The organism is Streptomyces sp. NPDC008150, from assembly GCF_042956945.1.
Lineage (GTDB): Bacteria > Actinomycetota > Actinomycetes > Streptomycetales > Streptomycetaceae > Streptomyces.
The window spans coordinates 406663-433655 of sequence record NZ_JBIBHJ010000002.1; the positions used below are offsets into that span (position 1 = coordinate 406663).

The 26993-nt window shown below is 73.8% G+C and carries 23 protein-coding genes; 10 read left to right on the plus strand and 13 right to left on the minus strand.

All coding sequences use genetic code 11. The features are described 5' to 3' along the window. Positions 1 to 20: 20 nt before the first annotated feature. Positions 21 to 221 (minus strand): hypothetical protein, encoded by a 201-nt coding sequence (locus ACFZA0_RS07835; RefSeq protein WP_391013012.1) that lies wholly within the window; start codon positions 219 to 221, stop codon positions 21 to 23. A gap of 9 nt (positions 222 to 230) precedes the next feature. Further along, complete coding sequence (locus ACFZA0_RS07840) at positions 231 to 869, minus strand: GNAT family N-acetyltransferase (RefSeq protein WP_391013014.1); 639 nt, start codon at positions 867 to 869, stop codon at positions 231 to 233. A gap of 218 nt (positions 870 to 1087) precedes the next feature. Here ACFZA0_RS07840 and ACFZA0_RS07845 point away from each other — a divergent pair, with 218 nt between their 5' ends. The 7 genes from ACFZA0_RS07845 (at position 1088) to ACFZA0_RS07875 (ending at position 9188) form a co-directional block, all read left to right on the plus strand. Beyond that, positions 1088 to 2521 (plus strand): hypothetical protein, encoded by a 1434-nt coding sequence (locus tag ACFZA0_RS07845; protein WP_391013016.1) that lies wholly within the window; start codon positions 1088 to 1090, stop codon positions 2519 to 2521. Between the two features lie 224 nt (positions 2522 to 2745). After that, entirely contained in the window at positions 2746 to 4014 is a 1269-nt protein-coding gene (locus ACFZA0_RS07850) for an AAA family ATPase (protein WP_391013018.1), read from the plus strand. Next, positions 4011 to 5249, plus strand: coding sequence for a VWA-like domain-containing protein (locus ACFZA0_RS07855; protein WP_391013020.1), 1239 nt, complete (start codon positions 4011 to 4013; stop codon positions 5247 to 5249). Before ACFZA0_RS07850 ends, ACFZA0_RS07855 begins: the two co-directional genes overlap by 4 nt. A gap of 125 nt (positions 5250 to 5374) precedes the next feature. Then, positions 5375 to 6433, plus strand: coding sequence for an aldo/keto reductase (locus tag ACFZA0_RS07860; RefSeq protein WP_391013545.1), 1059 nt, complete (start codon positions 5375 to 5377; stop codon positions 6431 to 6433). 142 nt (positions 6434 to 6575) lie between these two features. Beyond that, positions 6576 to 7790 carry an MFS transporter gene (locus ACFZA0_RS07865; RefSeq protein ID WP_391013022.1) on the plus strand — a complete coding sequence of 405 codons (1215 nt, stop codon included), beginning with the start codon at positions 6576 to 6578 and terminating at the stop codon, positions 7788 to 7790. Between the two features lie 132 nt (positions 7791 to 7922). Continuing rightward, on the plus strand, positions 7923 to 8168 hold the full coding sequence (locus ACFZA0_RS07870; protein WP_391013024.1) for a DUF6332 family protein: 246 nt from the start codon (positions 7923 to 7925) through the stop codon (positions 8166 to 8168). Positions 8169 to 8717: 549 nt separating this feature from the next. Continuing rightward, a complete protein-coding gene (locus tag ACFZA0_RS07875) occupies positions 8718 to 9188 on the plus strand; it encodes a hypothetical protein (RefSeq protein ID WP_391013026.1) in 471 nt (156 codons plus the stop codon). 138 nt (positions 9189 to 9326) lie between these two features. On the opposite strand, the gene ACFZA0_RS07880 is transcribed toward ACFZA0_RS07875, so the two are convergent. The 5 genes from ACFZA0_RS07880 to ACFZA0_RS07900 form a co-directional block, all read right to left on the minus strand. Further along, positions 9327 to 9596 (minus strand): hypothetical protein, encoded by a 270-nt coding sequence (locus tag ACFZA0_RS07880; RefSeq protein ID WP_391013028.1) that lies wholly within the window; start codon positions 9594 to 9596, stop codon positions 9327 to 9329. 94 nt (positions 9597 to 9690) lie between these two features. Beyond that, positions 9691 to 11196: a DHA2 family efflux MFS transporter permease subunit gene (locus tag ACFZA0_RS07885; protein WP_391013030.1), complete on the minus strand. Its 1506-nt coding sequence runs from the start codon at positions 11194 to 11196 to the stop codon at positions 9691 to 9693. 210 nt (positions 11197 to 11406) lie between these two features. After that, positions 11407 to 12558, minus strand: a complete 1152-nt coding sequence (locus tag ACFZA0_RS07890; protein ID WP_391013032.1) for a hypothetical protein — start codon at positions 12556 to 12558, stop codon at positions 11407 to 11409. Further along, positions 12552 to 13745 (minus strand): FAD-dependent oxidoreductase, encoded by a 1194-nt coding sequence (locus tag ACFZA0_RS07895; RefSeq protein WP_391013034.1) that lies wholly within the window; start codon positions 13743 to 13745, stop codon positions 12552 to 12554. Before ACFZA0_RS07895 ends, ACFZA0_RS07890 begins: the two co-directional genes overlap by 7 nt. Positions 13746 to 13938: 193 nt before the next feature. After that, positions 13939 to 14436: an Lrp/AsnC ligand binding domain-containing protein gene (locus ACFZA0_RS07900; RefSeq protein WP_391013035.1), complete on the minus strand. Its 498-nt coding sequence runs from the start codon at positions 14434 to 14436 to the stop codon at positions 13939 to 13941. A 105-nt stretch (positions 14437 to 14541) separates the two neighbouring features. Between ACFZA0_RS07900 and ACFZA0_RS07905 the strand changes: the two genes are divergently transcribed. Beyond that, on the plus strand, positions 14542 to 15930 hold the full coding sequence (locus tag ACFZA0_RS07905) for an amino acid permease (RefSeq protein ID WP_391013037.1): 1389 nt from the start codon (positions 14542 to 14544) through the stop codon (positions 15928 to 15930). Between the two features lie 106 nt (positions 15931 to 16036). Here ACFZA0_RS07905 and ACFZA0_RS07910 read toward each other — a convergent pair whose 3' ends face one another. Next, positions 16037 to 16789 (minus strand): GNAT family N-acetyltransferase, encoded by a 753-nt coding sequence (locus ACFZA0_RS07910; RefSeq protein WP_391013547.1) that lies wholly within the window; start codon positions 16787 to 16789, stop codon positions 16037 to 16039. A gap of 193 nt (positions 16790 to 16982) precedes the next feature. Between ACFZA0_RS07910 and ACFZA0_RS07915 the strand changes: the two genes are divergently transcribed. Next, a complete protein-coding gene (locus tag ACFZA0_RS07915) occupies positions 16983 to 17504 on the plus strand; it encodes a hypothetical protein (RefSeq protein WP_391013039.1) in 522 nt (173 codons plus the stop codon). 291 nt (positions 17505 to 17795) lie between these two features. Here ACFZA0_RS07915 and ACFZA0_RS07920 read toward each other — a convergent pair whose 3' ends face one another. The 4 genes from ACFZA0_RS07920 to ACFZA0_RS07935 form a co-directional block, all read right to left on the minus strand. After that, on the minus strand, positions 17796 to 20813 hold the full coding sequence (locus tag ACFZA0_RS07920; RefSeq protein WP_391013041.1) for a glycosyl hydrolase: 3018 nt from the start codon (positions 20811 to 20813) through the stop codon (positions 17796 to 17798). 330 nt (positions 20814 to 21143) lie between these two features. Further along, positions 21144 to 22016 carry a winged helix-turn-helix transcriptional regulator gene (locus ACFZA0_RS07925; RefSeq protein WP_391013043.1) on the minus strand — a complete coding sequence of 291 codons (873 nt, stop codon included), beginning with the start codon at positions 22014 to 22016 and terminating at the stop codon, positions 21144 to 21146. A 54-nt stretch (positions 22017 to 22070) separates the two neighbouring features. Continuing rightward, positions 22071 to 22322, minus strand: coding sequence for a hypothetical protein (locus ACFZA0_RS07930; RefSeq protein ID WP_391013045.1), 252 nt, complete (start codon positions 22320 to 22322; stop codon positions 22071 to 22073). 72 nt (positions 22323 to 22394) lie between these two features. Further along, positions 22395 to 23192 (minus strand): SAM-dependent methyltransferase, encoded by a 798-nt coding sequence (locus ACFZA0_RS07935; protein ID WP_391013047.1) that lies wholly within the window; start codon positions 23190 to 23192, stop codon positions 22395 to 22397. A 304-nt stretch (positions 23193 to 23496) separates the two neighbouring features. On the opposite strand from ACFZA0_RS07935, the gene ACFZA0_RS07940 reads away from it, so the two are divergent. Further along, the gene (locus tag ACFZA0_RS07940) at positions 23497 to 25224 is read left to right on the plus strand and encodes a protein kinase (protein WP_391013548.1); all 1728 of its coding nucleotides are present in this window, start codon (positions 23497 to 23499) and stop codon (positions 25222 to 25224) included. Positions 25225 to 25305: 81 nt separating this feature from the next. On the opposite strand, the gene ACFZA0_RS07945 is transcribed toward ACFZA0_RS07940, so the two are convergent. Then, positions 25306 to 26871: an endo-1,3-alpha-glucanase family glycosylhydrolase gene (locus ACFZA0_RS07945; protein ID WP_391013048.1), complete on the minus strand. Its 1566-nt coding sequence runs from the start codon at positions 26869 to 26871 to the stop codon at positions 25306 to 25308. Positions 26872 to 26993: the final 122 nt, after the last annotated feature.

Consider the following 26993-nt stretch of genomic DNA (forward strand, 5'->3'; position numbering starts at 1 on the left):
ACCGGGGTGGGACCCGGTGTTCACGGCCGTTGCAGCGGCGTGTCCGCCACGGCGAAGAACGCCCGCCGGACCGCCGCCCCCTCGTCCTCGACCAACCCGGAGGGGTCCGGCAGGACGAGGACGGATCCGCAGTGCGCGCACAGCTTCCCGCCCCGGACGGCCGCCCTGCTGCCGCATGCCTTGCAGTACCGACGGAACCCGGTGGTTCCCTGATCTGTCACGATGCCTCCTCAACAACCTTCACTCTTCGTTCCGGGTGCCCTGAACCCGTCCGGGGAATCGTGACCGGCCGGGCCTTCGTCCCCCGGCGCGCCTGATCGCCACTCCCACCTGACCTCGCCGTCCTGCCACCGCGCGGTGGGCGCGAGCCCGGCGGCGGCCGCGACCGCCCCCGAGGCGCGATGGTCGGGGTGGACGTGGGCGACGACCGTCGCGACCCCACGGGCACGCAGCCAGCCGACCAGCGCGACGGCCGCCTCGCTTGCGATGCCCTGTCCCTGCCGGCGCGTCCCCACCACCCACGCGACCTCGGCCTCGCGGACGACGGCTCCGGCAGGGCCGGTGCCCGCGTTCCTGACGGTCGCCTGGACGGTGCCCACGAGACCGCCGGTGTCCCGCGCCCGCACCACCCAGTTGCACCAGCTCTCCGCCGGGTCGGGGGACCCTGCGACCAGCCGCTCGTACCGTGCGCGCAGGGCGTCCGGGGACAGCGGGCGTCCCCCGACGAACTCGTGCAGGGCCGGGTCGGCCAGCACCTCCGCCATCTCGCCCGCGTGCGCGACGCCCAGCGGCACCAGACGCAGCCGGCGTGTCCCGATCGGACCTGCGTGCAGTCGGCCGCCGGTGTTCCCGTCGCTCCGGGTGTGCACGGATTCCCACGTCCCTTCCACTTTGCCTCCCCGGACCGTGCGGCGGCCAGCGCGCGAGGTGTGAGCGGGGCGGCAACATGTCGGCGCCCACGCGCACTTGACGGCCGCCGTCCGGGAAATGGATCTGGCGGTCGACCGGCGGGAGGGGTTACGATCCCGGCGATGACTACTCATTCTGTCAACAGATTGGGGGCCCTCTCCACGCGAAGTGAGTGCTGATGCTCACTACGACCGTGGACAGGGATTCCCGCCTCCTCCGCTGGCGGCTCGTGCGCGAGTTCGCCGTGCCGCCCTCCATGATCGAGACTGCCACCGCCCGCCGCCGCAACGGCGACTGGGCAGGCGCGTGTGCCGCCGCACACCTCGACGTCGACCTGGACCTGCGTACCGCAGCCCGCACGTACGGGACCGATTTCGCGTCCCAAGTCCGTGCCGACCTGCGCCACTTGGCTCCTGATCTGCTGCGTTGGCACATGCCGCGCATCGCTCCGGACGGACTGCTGCGCCCCGGGCTCACCGTCGCTCTCGCGCGGTACGCCGGACCGGGGCCCCGGAGCCCGGTCTCCCTCGTGGCCCGCACCCCGCCCGCCTGGGCGGACGCGGGCCAGCGGATCAGCCTCGCCCTGTGGGACCCGTCCCGTACGGAACCCTCGGCGCTCCGCCATCCCCACCCGCACCCGAGCCGGTTGCACCGGCTCGACCTGCACCGGCATCTGTGGGACGACCGCAGGACGGACGAGCTGCGCCTGCGGTGCGGTGCCGACCCGCGGGCCGAGGGCGGACACCTCGCGCCGGACCCGGAGGTCGCCGCACTGCTGCCGCCGGGGTGTGCCGTCGACCGGTGGGCGGCCGAGGCGGAGATCCTCGTCGGCGCCGGGGAGACACACGGGGGCGGCAGCACCGGGAGCCCTACCGTGAGCGTGCCGCTCCTGCCCGGTCGGCACTGGCTGCTCGCCGCGGACCGGTCGAACGCCGACGACAACTCCCCACCGGGGACGTTGACTTGGCGGGTCACACCCGAGGTTCTCGGCCGGCGCCGCGGAAGGGTGCGCTCCGGGCCCGTGCCGCCGGTCCTTCCGTACGCCGCGGCATGGGCGCTGCCCGACCTGGAACTCCTCGACGCGGGGCTGATCGACATCGGCCTGCTGCATCCCCTGGTCGCCTCGGCGCTGCGGCCGGGACGACCGCCCTCGACCGCCGACCCACGTGCGGCGAGCGGGAGTTCGCGGCGTCTGATCGAATGCCGGGGAGAGCGGCACCGGATCGGAGTGGTCGACGGGGTGCTCGTCCCGCTGGACCACCCGCCGGACGAGGTCCGGCGGGAGGAACTGCTGGCCGCGCTGACCGGGACACCACTGCCCTGCCTCCAGGTGATCGACGACGCCCACCGTCGCCCCGGATGCCTTCCGGGCGTCCGCGAGCGGCTCGACCACGGCGACTTCACCGGCGCCCTCGCGGTCGTCGAGGACCTGTTGGGCCCCGCCGCGCTGCTGCGCGACGGAGCCCTGCGGGACGAGTTGGAGTCGGCGGCCCAACGACGGCTCACGCACGGGTTGTTCAGGGCGGGGCTGATCGGCGGTCCACCGCCTCGGACCGCGGGCCCCCGCCAACTCCCCACGCGTCCTCCGCGGCGCGTCCCGACCACCCGCTGACCACCGGCCCCTCGGGCCGCCCCCCTCCGGCCACCGACCGGCGGGTCACACCCTCACCAACCGCCCAACGCCGCCTGCCACTTCCACATGCCGTCGCGCCCTCGTGCCCTCGGCACGCGGGCCGCGCGACGCCGCGGCACACCGCCCCGCGACCGCGGCACACCGCCGCGGACCCCGCGCGGACGCGGCGACGCCGTCCGGCCACGAACCCAAAGGTGATCAACATGTCCGTCTACAGTCTCCTCGCTCCCTCCGCGGCACCGTCCGCACCACCCACCGGCACCCAACTCGACGTGGCGGCAGACCTGTTGGCGCTGCTGCGCGACTCCACGACCGAACCCCGACCCGACACCCAGCTGGAGGCGCTGACCCTGACGGTCGCGGCGGACCTGCCCGTGCTGCTGTGGGGCGAGCCCGGGATCGGCAAGACCGCGGCGCTCACCCAGCTCGCCGACTCGCTCGACCTGCCGCTCACCACGGTCATCGCCAGCGTGCACGAGCCGTCCGACTTCTCGGGGCTGCCCGTGATCGGGGACGACCCCGCCGAGCAGGGCGTTCCGATGGCGCCGCCGGACTGGGCGGTACGGCTGGTCCGGGCCGGCCGGGGGCTGCTGTTCCTCGACGAACTGTCCACCGCGCCTCCCGCCGTGCAGGCCGCCCTGCTCCGGCTCGTCCTCGAACGACGCGTCGGCGCACTGCGGTTGCCGCCCGGCGTCCGGATCGTCGCCGCCGCCAACCCCCGCTCGTCGGCGGCCGACGGCTGGGAGCTGAGCCCGCCGCTGGCGAACCGGTTCGTGCACCTCCAGTGGGCCCACGACCAGGACGTCGTGGTACGCGGTCTGGGCGGCGTCTGGCCGCGTGCGACACTGCCGCGCCTGGACCCCGACCGGCTCCCGGAGGCCGTGGCCTTCGCCCGCCGGGCGGTGTGCGGACTGCTCGCCGCCCGCCCCGAACTCGTCCACCGCCTGCCCGGCGGGGAGGCCCGCCGTGGCGGTGCCTGGCCGTCGCCCCGCAGCTGGGAGACGACCCTGCGCCTGATCGCGTTCGCCACGGCCGCCGGCTCGTCCCGGGACGTGCTGTCGCTGCTGGTCAGGGGTACGGTCGGCGACGGCCCCGGCCTCGAACTGCTGGCGAGCCTGGACCGGATGGACCTGCCGGACCCCGAGGACCTGCTCGCGGACCCGACGGCCGCCGAACTGCCCGAGCGGGGCGATCTGCGGCAGGCCGTGCTCGACGGAGTGGTCGCGGCGGTCCGCGGGCGTCCGGACCGGGCGCGCTGGGACGCGGCCTGGGCCCTGCTGGTGCGCGCGGTGGAGACGGGCGCGCCCGACCTGGTCGTGGTGCCCGCGACGACCCTCGCCACACTGCGCCGGGCCGACTGGGACGTGCCGCCCTCCATCGAGGAGCTCGCCGGAGTGGTGACGCTCTCCCGGCGGGCGGACCGGGCGACCGCCCGCGTCACCGCCGCCGCGCGGCCCGGGGCGGGCCGGTGATCCCCTCCGCGGAAGAGGCACTGGACCACGAGAAGCTCTACGCCGCGCGGCTCCAGGCCGTCCGGGTCCGCCCCTACCTGGCGACCGCCCTCTTCGCCCTGCGGGCGGTGCCGACGCGGCGGGTCCCGACGATGGCGGTGGACGCGTACTGGCGCTGCTACGTCTCCCCCGGCTTCGTGGACCGGACGCCCCTGGAGGAGCTCGCCGGGGTGTGGGTGCACGAGGTGTCGCACCTGCTGCGCGATCACCACGGGCGCGGTGAACGCGTTGTGCGCGAGCGGGAGTTGACCGGCCCCGGGGCAAGGCTGCGGGTGAACATCGCAGCCGACTTCGAGATCAACGACGACGTGTACGGCGACGGGCTCGCCGAGCCCGAGGGCGCCGCGCGGGCATCCGTACTGGGGCTGGGCGAAGGGCAGTTGATGGAGGACTACCTGCGCCGGTTCACCCTCGGACCGCGCACCGCGGACCTCTCCTGGCTCGACTGCGGCAGCGGGTCCGACGGCCTGGAGCGCGAGTGGGACCTCGGCCCGGACGGCGCGCACGGCCTCAGCGCGCACGAGCGGGACGCGGTGCGGTTCCGCGTGGCGCGCGGGATCGTGGGCTCGCCGGGGAACACGCCCGGGGGATGGCGTCGGTGGGCGGAGGAGGCCTTCCAACCTCCGCAGAAATGGCGGGAGTTGCTGGGAGCGGCCGTGCGATCGGCGACCTCGGGATCCGGCGCCGGGGAGGACTACACCTACGGCAGGCCGGCCCGCCGCTCGGCCGGTGTGCCCGGTGTGGTGCTGCCGAGCCTGCGCCGCAGACCGCCCCGGGTGTGTGTGGTCGTCGACACCTCCGGGTCCGTCAGCGACGCCGAACTGGGGGCCGCGCTGCGGGAGGTGGCCGAGATCTCCCGGGCGGTGGGGGGCCGCCGCGACCTGGTCACGGTGGTGCCGTGCGACGCCGCGGCGGACTCGGTGCACGTACTGTGCCGGGCCGAGTCGATCCCGCTGACCGGCGGCGGGGGCACCGATCTGCGCGCGGGGTTCGCGCGGGCGCTGCGGACGCGCCCCGCACCCGACGTCGTCGTCGCCCTCACGGACGGGCAGACACCCTGGCCGAGCACCCGGCCGCCGTGCAGAACCGTGGTGGGCCTGTTCCCGCGGGCCGACTCCGACACCTGGGACGAGAGCGACCCCGACCACGTCCCGGACAGGCCGCCGGAGTGGGCCCGGGTGGTCGAGATCGGCTGAACTCCCGGGCCGGGGGCGGACGGAGCGCTCCGGGAGGGGCGGCGGCCGGGGCGTCCGCCGCCCGGCCCGGCGGGCGGGGGCTTGCCCTCAAGTCCACTCCACCTCGTACCGTCACGGGCATGACCATGAGATACCACGCCCTCGGGGGCACCGGCATCCAGGTGAGCGCCTACTGCCTGGGGACGATGATGTTCGGTTCCCTCGGCAACCCCGATCACGAGGACTGCGCCCGCATCCTCGGTACGGCACTCGACGCGGGCATCAACTTCGTGGACACGGCGGACATGTACTCGGGCGGCGAGTCGGAGACCATTGTCGGCAAGGCCCTGCGCGGGCGCCGTGACGACGTCGTACTGGCGACCAAGGTGCACTTCCCGATGGGCGAGGGGCCCAACAGGGGCGGAAACTCCCGGCGTTGGATCGTCCACGAGGTGGAGGAGAGCCTGCGGCGGCTGGGCACCGACTGGATCGACCTCTACCAGGTGCACCGGCCGGACCCGGACACGAACATCGAGGAGACGCTGGGCGCGCTCACCGATCTCGTCCGCGCGGGCAAGATCAGGGCCTTCGGCTGCTCGTCCTTCCCGGCGGAGGACGTCGTGGAGGCCTACCACGTGGCCGAGCGGCGGGGCCTGCACCGGTTCAGGACCGAGCAGCCCCCGTACTCCATCCTGGCCCGCGGCATCGAGCGTTCGCTGCTGCCGACGTGCCGGCGGCTGGGCATGGGCGTCCTGACCTGGAGCCCTCTCGCCTGGGGCTGCCTGACCGGCAGGTACCGGCGCGACCGACCCGTGGACCTGACGTCCGGGCGCGCGTCGATCGCCCCCGCCCGGTTCGACCCGACGCTCGCGGCGAACCGCGCGAAGTTCGACGCGCTGGAGGAACTGGTCGCGCTGGCCGACGAGTTGGGCTGCACGCTGCCGGAACTCGCCGTGGCGTTCCCGGTGACGCATCCGGCCGTGACGTCCGTGATCCTCGGCCCGCGGACGCTGGAGCAGCTCCAATCCTCCCTGAGGGGCGCCTCGTTGACACTGGACGACGCGACGCTCGACCGCATCGACGAGATCGTGCCGCCCGGCACGGACACCTACCGGGCCGACGGCGCGTGGGCACCCGCCGCGCTGACCACCCCCGGTCTGCGCAGGCGCCCGGCGGCGGACCGTGCGGCGGCGACGCCGAGTTGAGCCGTCACCGCGGCGGCGGTCCGGCACGTACGCGCGGGTGCACGTGCCGGACCGGGCCGGGAACAGCACCGCCCGGCGGCCTGTTCAACAGCTCGAACCCGACCGGCAACGGCCTCCCCGACGACAAGGACCACTCCCCGACATGCCACCTCAGCACCCGATGACACGAGGCCTGACGCTGCTGTTCGCCGTCGCCTGCGGACTCGCCGTCGGCAACCTGTACTGGGCGCAGCCGCTGCTCGACTTCATCGCCCGGGACCTGCACGCCTCCACCTCGGTGGCGGGCTGGCTGGTCACCGCGACCCAGATCGGCTACGCCGCCGGCATCCTGCTCGTCGTCCCCCTCGGCGACGTCCTCCAGCGGCGCCGGCTCGTCCCCGTGATGCTGCTCTGCTCCGCGGTCGCGCTCGTGGCCTGCGCGTCGGCGCCGTCCTTCCCGCTGCTGCTGGTGGCGACCACGCTCCTCGGGACGACCACCGTCGCCGGGCAGATACTCGTGCCGCTGGCGGGCGACCTGGCCGACGAGGAACACCGGGGCAGGGTGGTGGGCACGGTCGTGTCCGGGCTGCTGACCGGCATCCTCGCCTCCCGGACCATCAGCGGGCTGGTCGCCGAGATCGCCGGCTGGCGCACGATCTTCGCCGCGGCGGCGGTGGCCGCGGTCGTCCTCGCCGTACTCCTGCACCGTGCGATCCCGGCGCTGCCGCCGAAGGACGCGGTCCCCTACCGCCGGCTGCTGGCCTCCGTGGCGCAGGTGGTCCGGCGGGAGCGCGCCGTGCGCTGGACGCTGGCGATGGGCGCGACCACCATGGCCGTCTTCACCCTCTTCTGGACCTCGTTGACGTTCCTGCTCAGCGGTCCGCCGTTCCACTACTCCGTCGCCGTGATCGGCCTGTTCGGGCTCGCGGGCCTGGCGGGAGCCGTCGCGGCGCAGCGTGCGGGGCGGCTCCACGACCGGGGCCTGTCCCTGCCCGCGACGGGCGCGGCGGCCGCGCTGGCGCTGGTCTCCTTCGGGGTCGCGTCGCTCGCCGCGCACAGCGCCGCGCTGGTCGTGGTGGCGGTGGTGCTGCTGGACATCGCCGTGCAGGGCCTGAACCTGCTCAACCAGTCGCGCCTGTTCGCCGTCACCATGCAGGCCCGCAGTCGCGTGAACACGGCCTTCGTCACCTGCAACTTCCTGGGCGGCGCGGTGGGCTCCGCGACGGCGAGCCTGCTGTGGTCCGCCGGGGGCTGGAACGCCGTCACCCTGGCGGGGGCCGGCCTGAGCACCGTCACGCTGCTGGTGTGGGCGGTGGGCCGCCGGGGCGCCCTGCGGCAGGCACCCGTGTCCCGGCCGGTGCCTGCCGGGACCGCGTGAGGGCGACTCCCGCGGCGGGGCGGGCCGCGGGAGTCGCGGTTTCCTGGACCTGTCACGGCCCGGGGTGCCACGCTGGTCCGACGAGCGGAGCACGAGGACGGGTGGGGACCGGTGGGGACGGGTGGGGACGGGTTGAGCACGCGACGGCACGATCAGGCCCGGCGGGACGCCACCACCGTCGAGATCGGGTACGCGCTGGCGAGCGCCTGTCTGCTCGCGGGCCTCGTGTTCGCGGTGGTCGCCGGACCCGTCCTGGTCTGGGACCTGCCGCGGGCGGCGGAGCGGAATCTGCCGGTCGCCGGGGCGTGGGCGGCGGGCGCCCTCGCGGTGTGCCGCGTCGTGCACGTGCTGCGCCGGTACGCCCGCGAGCGACGCTGAGACGACGAAGGCCGAGGGCGGCTCCGGACAACGGAAAGGGTCCGTCCCCACTGGGGACGGACCCTTTCTGACCGGAGCGCCGGGCAGGCCTTGCACCTGCATTTCCTCGCGGGAAGCGAGACGTCTTTCCTTGGACCACCGACGCGCGAATCGACCGCCATTCCGGCGACCGGCTCATGATCCAGCTTACCGCATACCGAGGGGTGCTTCGCGCAAGGACGCCTCCCGGCGCGTCACTTGGGCCTGAGGAAATCACGCCGCGCGCTCACCGACCTCCGCCCCGAGCCCCGGAGGACCGGCCCTCGCACCGCCTCGACCTGTGCGGACCGGTCCCGTCCTGGCCGTCGGCCTCCGCGGCCGCGCGGGAGCGAGAGCTGGTCCGTTCGAGTGGTACGTCCCGGGTGCCGGCCGTAACGTCGGTACGGAGTCGATCGCCGGAAGAGCCGCGGCACCGCCGCACGACGTCCTTGCCGCCGCGCCGCCCCTCCGGGCGGACGGCGGTGGGGGCAGGCGCCAGGAGTGTGCGCGGCCGTCCGGCCGGGAGTGGACATGCGCAGAATCACGGGAAGTGCGGTGGTCACACTCTGTGCCGCCGCGTCGCTCACAGCGGCCATGACGACGGTCTCCGCCGCCGCCACGACGGCGTCACCGGCCACCGCGTCCTCGGTGACGCAGCGCACCGCGTCGCCCGTAGTGGTGGACTGCGGCTCGAAGGGCCAGGTGCGCCCCTCCGACTTCGTCCTCGCCTGCGGCGACGGCAACAGCCGCCTCGGTTCGCTCCAGTGGTCGCAGTGGAACGGATCCTCGGCCGTCGGGCACGGCGTCAACGTCGTCAACGACTGCAAGCCGTACTGCGCGGCCGGCAAGTTCCGCAGCTACGACGTGAGCGTGCGGCTCGACCAGCCGCAGACCTGGAAGGCGCACCCCCAGCAGCGCCACTACAGCCAGATCACCCTCACGTACGGCGACCAGCGTCCGGCGGGCTACCCGCAGGTCGTGACGTTCACGCTGTGGAGCTGATCCACGGCCGGCTGCCCGGCCCCTTGCGCGCGGCCCGGCGGGACCGGCGGGTGCAACGACACCCGCCGGTCCCGCCGCGTCCGGTCCCGTGCGGGGGTGGGCCGCGCCGGTCACCGGGCGCGGGTCACGATGTCCCTGTCACGGTGTGTCCCCCTGCCAGTCGAAGCGGCGGGCGTCCCCGGAGCGGGGCTCGTACAGGGAGCGGCCGGTGTCCCCGTAGCGGCCCAGGTCCGTTCTGAGCGCGGCTCCCTCGCGCAGGGCGTCGTCGCTCCAGCCGGTCACGTCCAGCAGCAGCCCGTCCAGCGGGCCGCCGACCAATTCCACGTAGGCGCGGTCCGGACGGGTGCCTGCGTCGTCGTAGTCCGCGCCGTACACCCGACGACCGCTCAGAAACCGCCGCTCGTCCATGACCTCACCATGGCATCCGCCACTGACAGCCGGGCCGCGCGCCCCCGCCCGTGGCGGTCCCCAGGGGTGCGACCCAGGGCGCGAGGCGCGCCGGTCAGGCCAGGTCGGCGGGACGCCCCGGCGACGTCGCGTCGGTCGGGGCCGCTCCCGCCGACGCGTCTCCCGCCGGCCCGGCGTCCCCCGGTGCGGCGGGCGTCGGGGCGGCGGCGGCGCGGAAGGCCGCGCGTACCGTGCGGTCGCTGATCCGCAGGGCGAGCAGCGCCGCGCACAGGGTGATGGCTCCCAGGGTCACGAAGCCCACGTGGTACGCGGTGGTGTCGACCTGTCCGGTGGACGTGGTGGTGCCGAGCACCGCGAGCAGCGTGCCCACCAGGGCCGTGCCGAAGGCGGCGCCGGTCTGGCGCTGCATGTTCAGGACGGTGGTGGCGTCGCCCATGCGGGCCGGCGGGATGGTCGCGAAGGCGGTGTTCTGCGCGGTCATGACGAGGTGGCCGACGCAGACGCCGAGCAGGTACAGCATCGGGTAGAACACGAGGCTGCTGGTGCCGGCCGTGAACGTGGCCATGAGGGCCATGAGCAGGGCGGCCCCGGTACCGCCCGCCGCCATCAGCCGGCGCGGGCCGATCCGGTCGTACAGGCGCGACACGAGCTGGGACGCGGTCATCATGCCGAGCGCCTCGGGGAACGTGGCCAGCCCGGAGTGCAGGGCGTCGTAGCCGAGGGCCGTCTGCAGGAACAGCGGGTAGAGGTAGAGGACGCCCATGAAAGTGGCGTTGATCGGCAGCAGGGCGAGCTGCGTGGTGCGGAAGAGCTGGTCCTTGGTGACCCGCAGGTTGATCATGGGGTGTGCCGCGCGCAGCTCCCACAGGACCATCACGGCGAGCAGGACGACTCCGCCGACCAGCGCCACGAGGATTCCCGCGCTCCCCCAGCCGCGGTTGGCGCCCTCCGTCAGCGCGTAGAGGACGCTCGCGAGACCCGCGCCGGCCAGGACGAACCCGGCCACGTCGAAGCGGGACCTCGAACCGCCCGGCAGGTCGGGCAGGAACAGCAGGCCGAAGACGAGGGCCAGGGCGCCGACGGGCAGGTTGACGAGGAACACCCAGTGCCAGGACACGGTGTCGACGAGCCAGCCGCCCAGCACCGGGCCCAGGGCGGGCGCGACGGCGGTGGGCAGCATCATGTACTTCTGGGCGCGCAGGCGTTCCGCGAGCGGGAAGGCGCGCAGCATCATCGTCATGCCGACGGGGGTGAGCAGTCCGCCGGCGACGCCCTGGAGGATGCGGTACGCGGTGAGCGCGCCCAGTGAACCGGCGGTGGCGCACAGGCCGGAGGCGACGGTGAAGAGCAGCAGTGCGGCGAGCATGGTGCGCCGGGTGCCGAAGCGGTTGCCGAGCCAGCCGGACGCGGGGATGAAGACCGCGAGAGCCACCAGGTAGCCGACGTTGACGGCGCTCAGGCCGGACGGGTCCACGCCGAAGTCGTGGCCCACGGTGGGCAGAGCGACGTTGACGATGGTGGTGTCCATGATCGCCATGAAGTTGGCGGCTATGAACACCACGGCGACAGCGATCTTGGCGGGTACTCGGCGGTTGTGCATCAGGCGGATCCGGGTCCGATCTTCGGTGGGGCGGCAGGGGTCGCAGTGGGTGTCGCGGCCGGTCACGAGCGGCGCGGCGAGAAGCCCCCGGCGGACACGGCAACGGTCAAAAGTACCGTGCGCCGCTGTGAAGGGGTACGGGCCGCCCGGCGTCGCGGCCCGCGTCCGCAGGGGCCCGGCCACCCGGGCGGGCGCGCCCGGTCCGGAGGTTCAGGCGGCCGGGGTGCCGACCTCCGCCGGGCCGGAGCCCGCGCCCGGCCCCTGTTCCGCCGTGCCGCCGCGCCGGGGGCCCGCCGGGCCCGCGGCCGCCGGCCCGCCCGCCGCGAACCGCAGACCGCAGAACTCCTCGGCGGGCGGCGGCAGCACCCCCGGTGCCCGCGACGGGGACGCCACCGACCCGAGGTGGGCGGCGGCCGCCGCGTGGACGGTGGTGCGGACGAACGCGTACAGGTCCTCGGGGGCGGCGGCGCGGAAGGCGTGCGGGGAGTAGTGCTCGACGGAGTCGACGATCACCGCACCCGCGTTGGTCAGCGCCGTGGGCAGGAAGGTGATGCCCCGCCGTGCGAGGACCGCCGCCGTGACCCGCTCGTCCGACAGCACGGCGTTCGCGGACCCGATGACCGCACCGCAGCGCAGCCGCTCGGCGGCGGGCGGCCCGAGGAGGTCGCTGACCGAGCAGGGGGCGAGGACGTCCACGGAGTGCGCGGCCCAGTCCGGTACGGGGCGGCAGCCGGGGATGTCCGCGGCGCTCGCGTCCCTGTCGCAGGTGAGCACCGTCGCGCCGGCGGCCACCAGTTCACGCGCGAGGGCGCCGCCGACCTTGCCCGCGCCGTGGACCAGGACGCGCAGCCCCTGCGGGGAGCCGCCGGCCCACGCGGTGATGGCGCCGAGCACGCCGTGCGCCGTCGCGGCCTGGGGTTCGGCACGGCTGCCGACCGCGTTCAGGACGTACGGCGTGAGCTGGGCGAGGCGTTCCATGTCGGCGGCGTCGACGCCCATGTCCGCACCCGTGTAGACCGCGCCTTCGCAGGAGTTGAGGACCTCCGCGACCAGGGCGAGCAGGTCGTCGCCGACGGCGTCCACGCCGTCGACCACGATCTTGGCGCCCCAGAAGCCGGTCCGGTGCAGCCGGTGCTTGAGGAGCATCTCGGCGGCGAGCCGGCCGGTGAGGCCGCGGGCGGCGGACTCGGTCAGCCTCCTGCGGGTCACCCGCAGACCGCCGTTGGCGGGCAGTGGCCGTGCGGGGTCGCCCTCGGCGAGCGCCATGTGGACGGCGCTGCCGCGCGGCCCGTAGAAGCGCGTGATCCGTACGCCGGCGGTGTGGTCCGGCGGACCGGCCGGACCGGGGAGCGCGGTCACCACGACGCCGCCCCGGGGACGAGGGCGCCGTCGGCGCCGGTGTGCGTCTCGCCGTCGAGGCCGAGGGCGAGTTCGGCGCAGAGGCGGCCGAAGGACGGGACGAACTTGAACGCCCAGCCCGCCGACTGCACCACCACCCGCTCGCCGTACGGGACTTGGCCGTGCAGCGAGCCGAGGAAGAACTGACGCCCGGGATCGGCGGGCAGAGCGGCGAGACAGGTGCTCGCGCCGGTGAACTTCGGTACCAGGCCGGGCAGATGGTCCCGCACCCAGGACTCGGTGCGGCGCAGGCGCTCGGTCCCGGCGGCGTCCACCCGGCTCGACGCGGTCGCGGTGGAGGGGAGTTCGGTGTCGGGGGCCGCGCGGACGAGACCGCTGCCGGTCCACGGGTTGCGGCCGAATCCGTAGAACGATCCGTTGATGCCGGGCTCCTCGGGTTCCAGGAAGGCATACCAGGTGGGCAGGTCGAACGCGGGTGTGCGCGGGGCGAAGTAGGCCGAGACCATGCGGAAGACGTGCAGGTCCAAGGGTCTGCCGAGCAGGCGCAGCAGGGTGTCCGCGAAGGCGCCGGCGGCGATGACCACGGTGTCCGCGCGGTGGTCGCCGAGCGACGTGCGCACCGTCACGCCGGCGCCGTCCGGCTCGACCGCGTGGACCGTCACGTGCTCGGTGACCGTCGCTCCGGTCCGCAGCGCGAGGTCGGTCAGGGCTTCGAGGGTGCCGCGGACGTCGATGACTCCGCCGTCCTTCTGGTGGAAGCCCTCGTGGTCGGCGGGCAGGCCGGCGAAGCCGAACCTTCGCTCGATGTCCGCGGCCGTCAGCCACTCGAAGGGCACGTCGAGGCGGTCGAGCACGGCCGCGGCGGCCCCGATCTCGCCCTCGCTGGTGGCGACGCCGGTGCGGCCGAACCACAGGCTGCCGGTCGTGTGCACGAGGTCGCGGCCGGACGCCGACTCCAGCTCGCGCCAGAGAGGCAGTGTGCGCAGGGCGAGACGCGCCCACTGCTCCTGGCTGTACTGGATGCGCCACTGCCGCTCCAGTCCGGCGGAGCTTCCCTTGTCGTGTCCGACGTCGAATTGTTCGAGTACGTGGACCGTTCTCCCCCGCCGTGCCACTTCCCAGGCCGTCGCCAGACCCACCGGGCCCGCGCCGACCACGAGAACATCGGCATGTCGATACCGCGTGCCCAACACCCCCACCTCCACCAAGGACCACCGCGCGATCGGCGGCAGAGGAGTGCATGCCCTCCCGGGCGGCGGGCGCGAACGTGCGGAGGACGGGCGCGCGGAGGCACTTCGTGCCGGGGGCGCGGGCCGTTCGCGCCGCGCCCGCGACCGCGCCCGGGGCACCCCGGACCTCGAAGTGCCCCTGGTGGTGCGGGAGTCAGCGGGAGCGGGCCGGGCCGGGCCAGCCGTCCAGGGGGAGGCCGCCGCGGTGCAGCACGCTGCGGATGGCGAACGTCGTGCGGGCGTCCCGGACGGGACCGATGGCCAGGATCCGGTCGAGCAGCACCTGCTCGTAGGCGGCCAGGTCGGGAACGGCGATCTCCAGGAGGAAATCGGCCTCACCGGCGACCACGTGACAGGCAACCACCGCGGGAATCGAGGTCAGTTGGTCCTCGATCAGCCGCGAGGTCGCCCGCGAGTGCTGTTCCACCTTGAGCGCCACGAATGCCGTGAGGCCCAGCCCGAGGTGCTGCCTGCTCAGTTCGGCACCGTATCCGGCGATGACCCCGGACTCCTCCAGGGCCTTGGTGCGGCGCAGGCACGCCGACGGCGACAGCCGCACCGCGTCGGCGAGTTCGACGTTCGAGGTTCGCCCGGCGCGCTGAAGCCGGTCCAGGATCTCCCGGTCCACCCGGTCGTACAGGGGGCTCTGCATGTTCTGCACCCTAACTGCCCTGCGGCGAACGGATGTTGCGTACGGGGCAGGTGTCCGGCGCATGTTCGCAATCGGGTGCCGCGCCGTCCGGCGCAGGATGCCGTCATGGAATCCTCCGGTGCTCCGCTCTCCGTGGCCCGCGCGACCGCCCTCTGCACGGGCGCCCTCCTGGGCCCGAGTCTGCTGCTCCTTCCCGGACTGGCGTACCGCGTCGCCGGGCCCGCGTCGATCCTCTCCTGGACCGGGCTGTTGGTGCTCTCCGGCCTCATCGCCCTCGTCTTCGCACGGCTGGGCACCGCGGCAGGATCCGCGGCGGGTGCCGCCGGTTACGCACGGGCCGGTCTCGGCGACAGGGCGGGCCGCGCCACCGCGTGGTGCTTCTTCGCGGGGGCCGTCACCGGAGCGCCGGTGGTCTGCCTGATCGGCGGCGCGTACGTCGCCGAGACCCTGGGGCTCACGGGGCGCGGGGCGACCGTGCTGTCGGCGGCGGCGCTCCTGACGGTGGTGCTGGTCCTGCGGCTGCGCGGCGCGGGGAGCGGGGCGAAGCTCCAACTCGTCCTGATGGCCGTGCTGGTGGCGCTGGTCGCGGTGGCGGTGCTCGGTTCACTGCCTTCGGTGCGGGCGGCCCACTGGCACCCGTTCCTGTCCCACGGCGGCAGGGCTCCGTGGCACGCCGCCGGGCTGCTGATGCTGGCGTTCACCGGCTGGGAGGCCGCGGCACCGCTCATCCCCCGGCTGCGCTCCCCGCGCCGCGACCTGCCGAAGGTGATCGCGACGTCCTTCGTACTGACCGCCGTTCTCTACCTCGCGCTCGCCGCCGCCACGATCGCGGTGCTCGGCGCGCAGGCCTCGGGGGCGGCGCCGCTGGCCGGCCTGATGAGCGCGGCCCTCGGCACGCCGGGAACGTGGACGGCCGGGATCGTCGCGGTGGTCGTCACCGTCGGCTGCGTCAACGCGTACCTGCAGGGCGCCACCACCATGGCCGCCGCGCTCGCCCCCGGCGGCGGTGCCGGTCGTCAGCGGCTGCTGACCTGGACGGTGACCGGATGCGGTGCGCTGCTGCTGGCCTGCACCGGCGCCGGGTTCCTGGGCACGACCGCCCTGGTGGCGGTGCCGACGTCGCTCTTCCTGTGCGTCTACGTCGTCGCGCTGGCCTCGGGGACGCGCCTGCTGACCGGCCCCGTCCGCTGGATCGCCGGCCTCGCCTCCCTGGTCGCCGCCGTCCTGCTCGCGACGACCGGCTGGGCGGGCCTCGCGGCGGCGGCCGTGGCGTGTGCCGGCGCGGTCCTCACGGGCGGCCGTCGTTCCCGCGCGGCCGGAGGGTGGACGTCCGCGCTGTCGGCGGAGGACCGAACGGCGGCCCGTACCGAGGCCCGCGAGACCCCCGAGGTGCGTGCGGCCGGCAGGGTGGTGGAGGCACGCGCCGTCCGCGAGGCGTCCGAGACCCGGGAACGGGAGCCGGAGCCGGAGCCGTACGGGACGCAACTCGGTTGAGCGCGCTGCCAGTTGGACCCGTGCCGGATGCGGGGCGCCGCGCGCCCCGCATCCGGCACGTCGACGTCCGCGCCCCGTCCCCGGGGCGCCGGCGGACCCGCAGCCGTCACCGCGCGGCCGGGGGCGTCCACACGTACGACGTCGCGGTGGTCGCCGCGCGGAAGCCGAGTCGTACGAGGATCGGGGTGCTGTCGGACGAGGCGTCGACCTGGAGATACTCGACGCCTCGCGCCACCGCGAGGCGGGCGCGGGCGGCCACCAGTGCCTGGTAGATGCCGCGCCGCCGCCAGGCCGGCAGCGTCGTGCCGCCGCGCAGCCCGCCGAAGGCGGAGCCCGGGGCGAGTACGAGCCACGCCGCCGACACCACCTCGCCGTCCGCCTCCGCCACGAGCACGGCGACGTCGTCCGGTGCCGCCGCGACCTGACCGGCGAGGAACCCGTGCAACTGGGCGGGTTCGCTCCCCCACACCTCCGCCTCCATGGCCGCGATCGCACGGAGGTCGGTGTCCTCGGTGACCCTGCGGAGCTTCACACCGTCCGGCAGCACCGGTTCCGACGCCAGGCCGGCGGCGCGGCCGACGAGAACGGTCTGCGTCTCCCCGGGGACGAACCCCGCGGCCCGGAGACGGCGGGTCAGGTCGGCGGGCGCGTCGTGTTCGCGCACCTTCCATTCGACGGACTCGCCGCGTCCGGCGAAGTGGTCGCGCTGCGCGGCGATGAGCCGGTCGAGCGCGGCACCCCGCAGACCGGTGTCGCGCGGAGCGAGGACGAAGCCGCGGAAGTGCCCCACCACCCGCCGCACCGGACCGGCACGCTCGCACACCACCCCGGCCGGAAGCGCGGAGGGCGCCTCCCGCATCTGCTCGTCGTAGGCGGCCAACAGCGAAGCGATGTCGTCCTTCACAACGGCGAGCGTACGCGCGCGAGTTGCCGAACATCATCGTGATGTGCCGCGCGAAATCCGCGTTTCGCTGAGATCGTCCGCCACAACGGTCAAGCTGTGATGGCCCTTTCGGCGAGGGCGGGCTCGGCAAGAAGGCAGGTGGGGGCACATGAACTCGGCAGGCACCGTGCAGGTGGCGGTCCGGCACATACTCAGCGACAAGGTCTCCGGCGGGGTGGTGAGGCCACGGACCCGCACGGTCACCTGGTCCGACGGTGTCTACCAGGTGCAACGGCCCGCCGAGGGGCGGGAGTCGGTGGAGCTGGACTGCCCCCGCTGCTCGGCGTCACTGCTGGCCGAGGTGCGCGACGCGTCCCGCACACGTCTGGTCCGCGGTGTCTCCCTCGCCCTCGCGGCACTGTGCGCGGTCCTCTTCGTCTGCTCCCTCGTCTACGCGCTGCACGAGGGCGGCCGGACGCTGCCGGAGGGCGCGTCGCTGCCGGTTCTCTTTCCCGTCAGCATCGGCGCCGCCTTCGTGACGTTCGCGGCGGCCCCCACGCTCTTCCTGCGCGGGCGGCTCTACAACGGCGTCACCCTGCTCGACGCGCCAAAGCCGCGCCGACAGCACCAGCTCCGACCGGTGCGCGGCAAGGAAGGGACCGGCACCAGGCCCACTGCCCGCCGCGCCTGAACGCCCTTGCCCGCGGCGCCCCTTCGGCCCTCGTCGGCGAACGGACCGCGCAACGCGCCTCAACGGGGGCCGGGTTCGTGTGCTGCCGTGGGGCCCGGGGCCGGACATGAAGCGGCCCTGCGTACGGGGGAGAACGCAGGGCCGCAAGAAGCACGGTAGCGCACCGGAGGCCGTTCCGCTGCTGACGCGTGTTCAACAGCGTGTATGCGCCCGGCAGTCCGTCGCGGACAGTCACCGCCCGCCTCGTCGCGGGCGGTGACTCCGGCGCGTCCCGCTACCGGCCGGCGACGCTCACGCCACCGTCTGCTCGGCGTACGGCACCAGTTGGACGGGGCCGACGAGCCCGTACGACTGCCGTGCCGAAGTGCCGAACACGGCCGGGTTGCTGACGCGCAGGCGGTTGAACAGCGGTGTGGCCACCTCGATCTCGATGGTGTTGTCGCCGCGGCGCAGGTGACCGCCGAGGTCGACGACGGGGTTGATCCTGTCCACCGGGTCGAGCCGCGTGCCGTTGACCGTGACCCGGCAGGTGTCGCTCACGCTGCCCACCTGGAGGACGGCGCCCATGGCCGACGACCAGGACTTCGGCAGGGTGACCGTGGTGCGGTAGCGGCCGATGCCGCCGACGTCCGCCAGTTCGTCGATCTGCGACCACGGCAGCAGGGCGTCGAGCTTCAGGGTGTGCTTGACGACCTTGGTGGTGGTCGCGGTGGCTCCGGGCTGCCAGTCGTCGACGGCCAGCGTCCAGTCCGTCAGGGTGACCGGGGCGGGGGTCGCGGGAATCCTCGCCGTCACGGTGCGGCCGTTCGACAGCCTGGTGCTGTAGTCGCCGCCCTGCGCGGCCCGTACGGCGAGACCCGCGGACGTGAACCGGACGGAGTCGGCGGCCGTGTCGACGGCGTGCGGAAGCCTGCCGTTGCGGTCGCCGAACAGCGCGGGACGACCGAGAGCGACGACGAGTGTCTCGCCGGGCTGGAGCGTCACCCGGAACGTGAAGGCGTCGCCGTCCTGGGTGTACCGGGCGAGGCGGGCGACCTTCCCCGTCCACGGGTCCAGGAGGTACGGGACGACTCCGCTGCCGTGCGTGCCGCGCAGTGTCACGTCGTGGTCGACGAGGGCGACGGCCGGCTTCACCGTCTCCGCGTGCTTGCCGTTGCAGAGGTAGTAGAAGTCGGCGTCGGCGGTGGCCCGATGGGCGTTGAGCAGGGTCGACGACACGGCGTACCGGACGTCCGACGTGACCCCGAGGTCGGCGAAGGCCGCGCCGACGAGGGTCTTGTCGGTGACCTTGCGGACGTTCGGCAGGGCCAGCAACTGCGCTGTGATCGCACGCAGTTGAGCGGTCTCGCCGTCGTCCGGCACGCCGGGCGTGAGGGCCTGGTCGAAGGCACCGAGGAGAACGGTCGGCAGCCCGGCCTTCGCGAACTTCAGCAACGTCCGGGCGTCGGCCACCGCGAGGGTGGGGTTGGAGCCGTAGAAGAAGTCGCCTTCGAGGAACAGGGCCTTGTAGGCGGGGCCGTCGGGGGCGAGGCGCTTCCCGGACACGTGGGCGTTGGGGAGGTCGAGGGTGGGGCCGCTGAGGAACTGGTGGGTCCAGCCGAGCGGGATCCCCGTCGAGGTGAGCCAGGAGGCGCCGATGCCGGTGGCCGTGTAACCGGTCTGCCGGAAGACCGCGATGTCGGCCCGTGCGACGCCGGACTGGAGCACCTTGTGGACGCGGGCCAGGTAGTCCGCGATGTCGGGCACGTGCCGCCAGGTCGGCTGGCGCGGGCCCCAGGACTCGCCGTAGCCGGGCGCTCCGCCGTACGGGCTGAACGCGGCGTAGCCGGGCCAGCTCACACCCGGCAGGTTCGCGTACGAGAAGCCGTGGATCACCGTCTGGTTGACACCGGCCGCGTAGGCGCCGCCCATGGTGCGCAGGAACTTGTCCCACGTCGTGTTGTAGGCACCGCCCGCGTAGGCGCCGGCCTCGCAGGACAGGATGCGGTTGCCGGCCATGTCCCGGCCGCCGGCCAGGCAGCGGTAGTCGTCGAGGTTCTTGAAGCCGAGCGACTCGCCCTCGGGGATGTCCAGGATCGTGGCGGAGGCGATGGCGTCGGTCTGGAGTCCGTACGGCTGGGCGCGGTGCTTCATGCCGTGCGAATGGGCCCAGTCGCGCAGCGCGCGCACGTGGTGCTCGTTGAACAGGCCCGAGACGGTCTCCCAGAAGTCGTGCCGGATCTCCTGGGTGAGCTGGGCGTCGAAGGCGAAGATCTGGTTGCTGTTGTCCAGGACGATCGCGGGCAGGTACGGCAGCAGCGGCCGCCCGGTGTGCTGGAGGAACGCGTCGGGGAGCGCCGGGGTCCACTGCAGCCCCTTGGTCTCCAGTTCGACGGAGTCCTCGAAGAAGGCGCCGCCCGCGGCCTTGAGCAGCTTGCGCAGGGTCGGGGTGATGATGACGTCGTCCCAGTAGCGGGTCACCGCGGCGGTGCCGGCCGCGCTGAAGTGGTCGACGACGTACGCGGCGGGCGAGGAGTGCGGACCTGCCTCCGGCTGCTGTCCGGAGCCCCGCAGCCAGTACGAGAGCACGACCCAGGTGCCGGAGTCCGGCGGGGTCCAGGCGAGGTTGCCGCCGGAGACCTTCGAGGTGAGGTCGGTGACGCTGGTGGCGTCGAGGCCGGTCGCCTTGCCGCTGGAGTAGGCGGTGTTCACCCGGGCCGCCTGCACGGCGAACAGCTTCTGCACGGTGACGCCGGAGGCCGCAGCGTACACAGGGGCCGGCACCGGACCGTCGAAGGCCGCGCCCGCGGTCAACGTGGCCTTGCCGTAGGCGAGTTCCTTGACCGCGGCGTCGTCGTCGGGAGTCACACCGGGGACGGCGACCGGCCAGCTCGGGCCGAGCGTGAGGTCGACGGTCAGTCCCCGTCTCGCTGCCTGCCGCAGTGCGGCGGCCACACCGTCGCGCCAGGGTCCGCTGCCCCACCCGTGGTGCGCGGTGTCCAGCACGGAGCTGTCGGTGACGCTGTGGTGCACGGCGGCGATCTCCGCACCGCCGAAGCCCGCGTCGGCCATCTGGTCGATCTCCCGGGCGATCTCGGCGGGGTCCACCAGCCCGTCCGGCCACCACCAGCGGAACTTGGGGCGGACGGCGGCCGCGGGGTCGGCGAGCCAGCCGGAACCGAGGGTCGAGCCGGCCGTCGAGGCGCCGCGCGCGGAGGACGCGGCGGCGACACCGGCCGGGCCGAGCGCCGCGACGACGCCGGTGGCGAGACCGGCTGCCAGAACGGACCGACGCGTCGCACCGCCACGCTGCGGGTGTGATTCGTGCATGGTTCAGCCCCAGGGAAGTTGGGAGAACAGTGATTGAATCGTTTCAAACACCGGGAACGCGGGAACGCTAATTCGCGGCTCGACTCCGGGTCAATAGGTGTGACAACGATTCAAGCAAGGAGAAGGCGGGGCGAGTTGCCGGCCGAAGGCGGCCGAGACCGCAGCCCGATCGGCCGGGCGAGGGGCGGCAACCGCCGGAAGCGTCTCAACAGGCCCGCGACGGAAGTCAGTTGACGGTCGGAGGCGACCGTCCCGGCAGTGACCCGCGCGCCTCCTCCGCGTGCGGCCGCCGAACACGGGCGCGCACGAACGGACTTGGCCAACCGCCCCTTACTGCGCGTCGATCAGGGCGAGGGCGTCCTCGACGGAGCCGGCCGGGTCGGGCAGCGGGTAGAGCACCCCGCGCACCGTGCGGTCCCGGTCGATCAGCAGCGTCAGGCGCTTGAGCCGGTCCGTACCGGCGGCACGGAAGGTCGGGAGGCGCAGCGATCCGCCGAGTTGCAGGTCGGCGTCGGACAACAGCGGGAACGTGATGCGCTCGTGGGCGGCGAACGCCGCCAACTGGTCGGGGCGCTGGGTACTCACACCGAGGACGGTCGCGTCCCGGGCGTCGAACTCACCGAGCCGGTCGCGGTACGTGCTCGACTCCAGCGTGCAGCCCGGGGCGCCCGGAATGGTCTCCCAGGCGGGCGGGTACCCCTGGCCGCCGGGGGCGAACGCGCCGGGGAAGCAGTACAGGACCGTCCACCGGGTGTCCGCGACGGGGGTGGTGGCGACGCCCGCGGCCGAGGGCAGCGACATGTCCGGCACGCGGGTCCCGACGAGCCCGTGGACGCGGTGCGCCTCCGTCGAGTCCGGGGCGGCGGTCGCGGTGAGGCTGCCGTCGCCCATGACGTGACGCGCCCCCCAGTCCTGGAGCGCGATCAGCACCGGCAGCAGACCCCGGCCCTTGTCGGTCAGGTGGTACGCGTGGCGCGGTGGGTGCGGGTTGTACAGGCGCCTCTCCAGCACGTCGTTCTCGACGAGCGCCTTCAGCCGTTGGGTCAGGACCTTGCGGCTGATGCCGCTGCTTTCGAGCAGCCCGTCGAACTGGTGGACTCCGCCCGCGACGTCGCGGACGACGAGCAGGGTCCACCAGTCCCCCACGACCCCCAGCGCCTGAGCGATGGCGCAGTCGGTGTCGGAGAGTTCCGTGTAGCGCATGACCCCACCCTCGCACGTTCCCGTCGGACCTCCCGAGCGAGTCTCTAATCGATACTAACCGAGGGTCGGACAGATGACCGGGACGGTGTCCAGGGAGGTCACGGAGCGGCCCACCGCGCGGGCGGACGGTCGGTCGGGCGGGCTGTTCCGGCCGTACTGGGCGGTGTCGACGATCAGCGGCGCGGGGGACGCCGTACCGCGGTCGCGCTGCCCCTGGTCGCGGTCGCGGTGCTGCGCCTTCGGCGTCGTCGCCCTTCGCCCGGGGCGGTGCCCAGCCCGTCGCCCCGCGGCAAGGGTGCCGGACACGCCGGTGGGTGCCCCACCGACCGTGGCCGGTGGGGCACCCACCGGCGTGTCCGGTGCCTCGGGTCTGTCCGGTCAGGCGCGCTTGCGGGCCACGCCCCCGTAGAAGCCGATGCTCTCGGACTCCTCCGGCGGGGTGCCCTCCGGGCGCCAGTAGGGGACCTGCGCCAGACCGGGTTCGACGAGGTCGAAGCCTTCGAAGAAGCGCTCGATCCGGTCCCGTGAGCGGAGGTTCAGGGTGGCCGTGGCCTTCGTGTAGACGGCCTGGGCCTCGCTGCGGTCGGCGAAGTCGTCGGTGGCGTGGGAGAGGACCAGGAAACTGCCCGCGGGCAGGGCGTCCCACAGGGTCGCGACGATCCGCTCGGGCTCGTCCGCCTCCGTGAGGAAGTGCACCACGGCGACCAGGAGGAGCGCGACGGGGCGGTCGAAGTCGATGACCTGCCGGACCCCCGGGTGTTCGAGGATCGCCCGCGGGTCGCGGAGGTCGGCGAGCACGACGCTCGTCGCCCCGTTGAGGCTGAGCAGCGCGTTGGCGTGGGTGTTCACGATCGGGTCGTTGTCGACGTACGCGATGCGCACGTCCGGGGCGACCTCCTGCGCGATCTCGTGGACGTTCGGCGAGGTGGGCAGCCCCGTGCCGACGTCCAGGATCTGCCGCACGCCCTCGCCGACGACGTACTTGACGGCGCGCTGCATGAAGGCGCGGTTGGCGCGCACACCGATGCGCACCTCGGGTGCCACGTCGGCCAGTTGGTCGGCCGCGTCGCGGTCCACCTCGTAGTTGTCCTTGCCGCCCAGCAGGTAGTCGTAGATCCGCGCCGGGTGCGGCTTGCTGGTGTCGATGTCCGCGGCCCGGAAACCGTCTCGTGTCACGCTGTGCTCCTCCCAACGACCGTCAGGCACTCGCCCACGATCGGCCGACGACAGCTTCCCACACCAACTGTGCCGGTCTTGACCGGAGTTGCCCGACCCGTCGGTCGGTACGTCGACAAGTCCCGTGCGGGCGGCGGCTTGCGCACCCGCCCGCCGCCGATCCCTGCCGAGTGGTCCTCATTTGTCACGTCCGCGCGTGAGGACACGTCACAGGGGTGTCTCCGTGCCAACCCTGCGGTTCCGGCGGCACAGGGCGGCACCTACGCTGATGCCGTCAACAGCATTGCGGGGAAACGTGAATCAGATGCAGGGCCGGCTCCTCTCCGACCGTTACCGGCTGGTGGAGGCGATCGGCAGCGGAGGCATGGGGCGGGTCTGGCGGGCCCACGACGAGGTGCTGCACCGGGCGGTGGCCATCAAGGAGTTGACCGCCGGGTTCTACGCGACGGAGGCGGAGCAGTCGAAGCTGCTCGCCCGCACCCGGGCCGAGGCCAGGGCGGCTGCCCGGATCAACCACTCGGCGGTGGTCACGGTGCACGACGTGCTGGAGTACGACGGCCGCCCGTGGATCGTGATGGAACTGGTCGACGGATCCTCGCTCGACGACGTCGTACGGGAGCGCGGCCGAGTCGATCCGGTCGAGGCGGCGCGGGTGGGCCTGTGGGTGCTGCGTGCGCTGATGGCCGCGCACGCCGCCGGAGTGCTGCACCGTGACGTCAAACCCGCCAACGTCCTCCTCGCCCGCGACGGACGGGTGCTGCTCACCGACTTCGGCATCGCGCAGGTCGACGGCGACGACCACGTCACGCGCACCGGGGAGCTCGTCGGCTCGGTCGACTATCTCGCCCCCGAGCGGGTCCGCGGGCAGGAGCCCGGCCCCGCGGCCGACCTGTGGGCGCTCGGCGCGACGCTGTTCACGGCGGTGGAGGGGTCCCCGCCGTTCCGCGGCACCTCTCCCTTCGTCACCCTCCAGGCGATAGTCGAGGACGAACCGGCCCGAGCGCCCCATGCCGGCCCGCTCACCCCGGTCATCGGCGCCCTGCTCGTCAAGGACCCCGCCCGGCGCCCCGACGCCGCCCGCGTGCAGGACCTGTTGACGTTCGCCTCGACCAGCGGGCCGACGGTGCCCGACGGCCGGGCCGCGCAGTCCCACCTGCCGCGCGGGGTCAACCTGGGCAGACCGGGCGCCTCCGGAGGTGCAGGCGGGCCCGGTGGCCCCGCCTCCGGCGACACCCGGCACACCGGTGCGCAGGGCGGCCGGCCCGGCGACGTCACATCCGCCACGTCCGCGTACACCAGTCCGGGCGACCGCCCGCACGGCCCGGCGGGGCGGACCGGCGCCGCCCCGGGAGCGCCGTCCGCGCTCCGCCGGCGCGGGGCGATCGCCGCCGTGACCGCGTGCGTGGTGCTCGCGGGGGGTGCGACGCTCGCGCTCCAGCACTGGAACTCCGACCGGGGCGGCACGGACGCAACCGGGGCGGGTTCCACCGTGTCCGCCTCGCCGGACGCCGGGAGCGGGGCCACACCGTCCGCCTCAGGGTCCGCTTCGCCGTCGGCCTCGGCGTCCACGGCGCTGCCCGCCTCGTGGGTCACGGTCGACGACCCCGCGGGGTTCAGCCTGGCGCTGCCCAAGGGGTGGACCCGGCAGGAGACGAACGGCCAGATCGACTACACCCCGGACGGCGGACGGCACTTCGTCCGGATCGCCCTCGACAGCACGCCCGACTACGACGACCCGAACCTCCACCAGCTCGACCTGGAACAGCAGTTGCAGGGCTTGCAGGACTACACCCGCGGCAGCCTGGAGGCCAACACCTACCGGGACTGCAAGGGTTCGCTGTGGGACTTCACCTGGACCGCCCTCGCCAAGGACGGTCCGTTCCCCGGCCCCAAGCACGCGGTGGAGGAGACGTACATCGGCCGGGACGGCGTCGAGTACGCGCTCTACGTGTCCGGACCGGCGGAGGACTGGGCCGTGACCCAGGAGCGCTTCCAGCGGGTCCTCCAGTCCTGGCGGCAGCCCGACTCCTGACGCCCGGACGCCGGCCGTCGGGTCACCCGGGCGCGCCGGTCCCGTGCCGCACCGACCGCCGCCGGGGCCCGCCCGCACCGGTCACTGAGTGACGCGTCCGCTGGTCACCCCGTAGTACTGCATGTCCTGGACCTCGGGGCTGTCGGTCACCTGGTAGTGCGTGGTGACCTTCGTCGTCGTCCGTCCGTCCCGCACGACGGCGGCGGTCGCCAACCCCGTGCGCAGGGGCAGGAGTTCGGCATGGACGCCCTCGTCGGCGCGGTAACTCCTGCTCAGGCTCCCCGACGTGGCGTTGACGGTGGCGGAGCCGGCCAGGAAGGTCAGTACCTCGACCGTGTCGCGGGCGGGCGCCGATCCGCCGCGCAGTGTCATCGGCTTCCGCTGACCGGCGGTGGCCGCGGCGAACTGGGTGCGTGAGGTGACGTAGACGGTGTCGCGCACGACGGCGGGCCAGTCACCGGTCTTGAACCGCGTCAGGTAGTACGAGGAGAGGTCCAGGTACGTGTAGCCGTTGTGCAGCGAGGGGGCGAACTGCGTGGTCTCGCTGTAGTCGTTCCACGTGGTGAGCTGCACCCAGTCGGCGCCGTCGTCGATGGCGTGGGTCCAAGTCGCCCGCAGCGTCTCGGTGTTGCCCGCCTCGTCGTAGATCCCCTGGTTGGGCCGCGCGTCCTGGACGGAGACGGGCTGCATCCACTTCTTGCCGAGCTTGTGGGCCAGGTCCACGTCCGCGGTGATGTGCTCCTGCGCGTTGTAGCTGCGGCTGCCCCACGCGGAGAAGCCGTACGAGATGGGGGCGAACTCCTCGGCGTGTGCGGCGAACTGGAGGAAGAGCGGGACCAGCGCCGTCTTCGTGCCGTGCTGTCCGCTCAGCGACGCCACGACCTGGCGCCACCAGTCGACGCTCTGCGCCTCGGCCTTGAAGGGCGAGACGACGAGCCTGCCGTCGCCGAGCCGGTAGGCGTTCGGGGACGCCGCCAGTTCGCCCAGCGCCTTCGCGAGAGTGGCCGGATCCGTGTGCAGCGCGGTCATGTCCGGCATGGGCATGATCCGGAACCCGGGGTCGACGGCCTGCGCGGCGCGCATCAGCAGTCGGACCCGGTCCCAGTTCGGCCCGCTCAGCGAGAGCAGGTCGACGCTGAACCCGTCGATGCCGGCCCCGATCGCGGTGCGCACCTCCTGCTCCATGTCGGCGAGTTGCCAGTCGCCCGTCTTCGACGGCACCGGCTGCGGACGGTCCCGGAGCAGTCCGCCGTAGGCCGCGTGCTTGCCCTGTTCACCGGCGGGGTCGAGGTAGTTGCGCGTGTAGTAGTCCTCGTCGGCCGTCCTGTTGTCCAGCGAGAGCGGGTACGGCGTGAAGTAGTGCGCGAACACGAGGTGTTCGCTGTCGCGCAGCCGCGCGGTGGACGGAATGTCGAACGGGAGGGGCGCGCGGAGGGCGTCGGCCGCCATGTCGGCGCCGCTGCCCGTGGCCGTGGACGAGGGCGCGGCCTGTTCGGAGGTACCGCTCCGCGTGGTGAGCGCGAGTCCGGTCCCGGCGGCGACGACGAGCAGCAGCAGCAGGCCCAGGAGGGCGGCGAGGCCGGCGCGCCGTCCGCCCCGGTGCGGCGCGGCGTGCCCGGCGGCGCGAGCCTTGTTCGCGTCCATCATCGTGGGACCCCTCCCCCGGGGTTCGGTGCGGCCGGTCGAGCGCGCACGGCGTCAGTGAAGCCGATTCGGGCGCCCCCGGCAACGCTGCGCTCCTGTGCGGGCGGCCGGAAAAGAACCCTGGC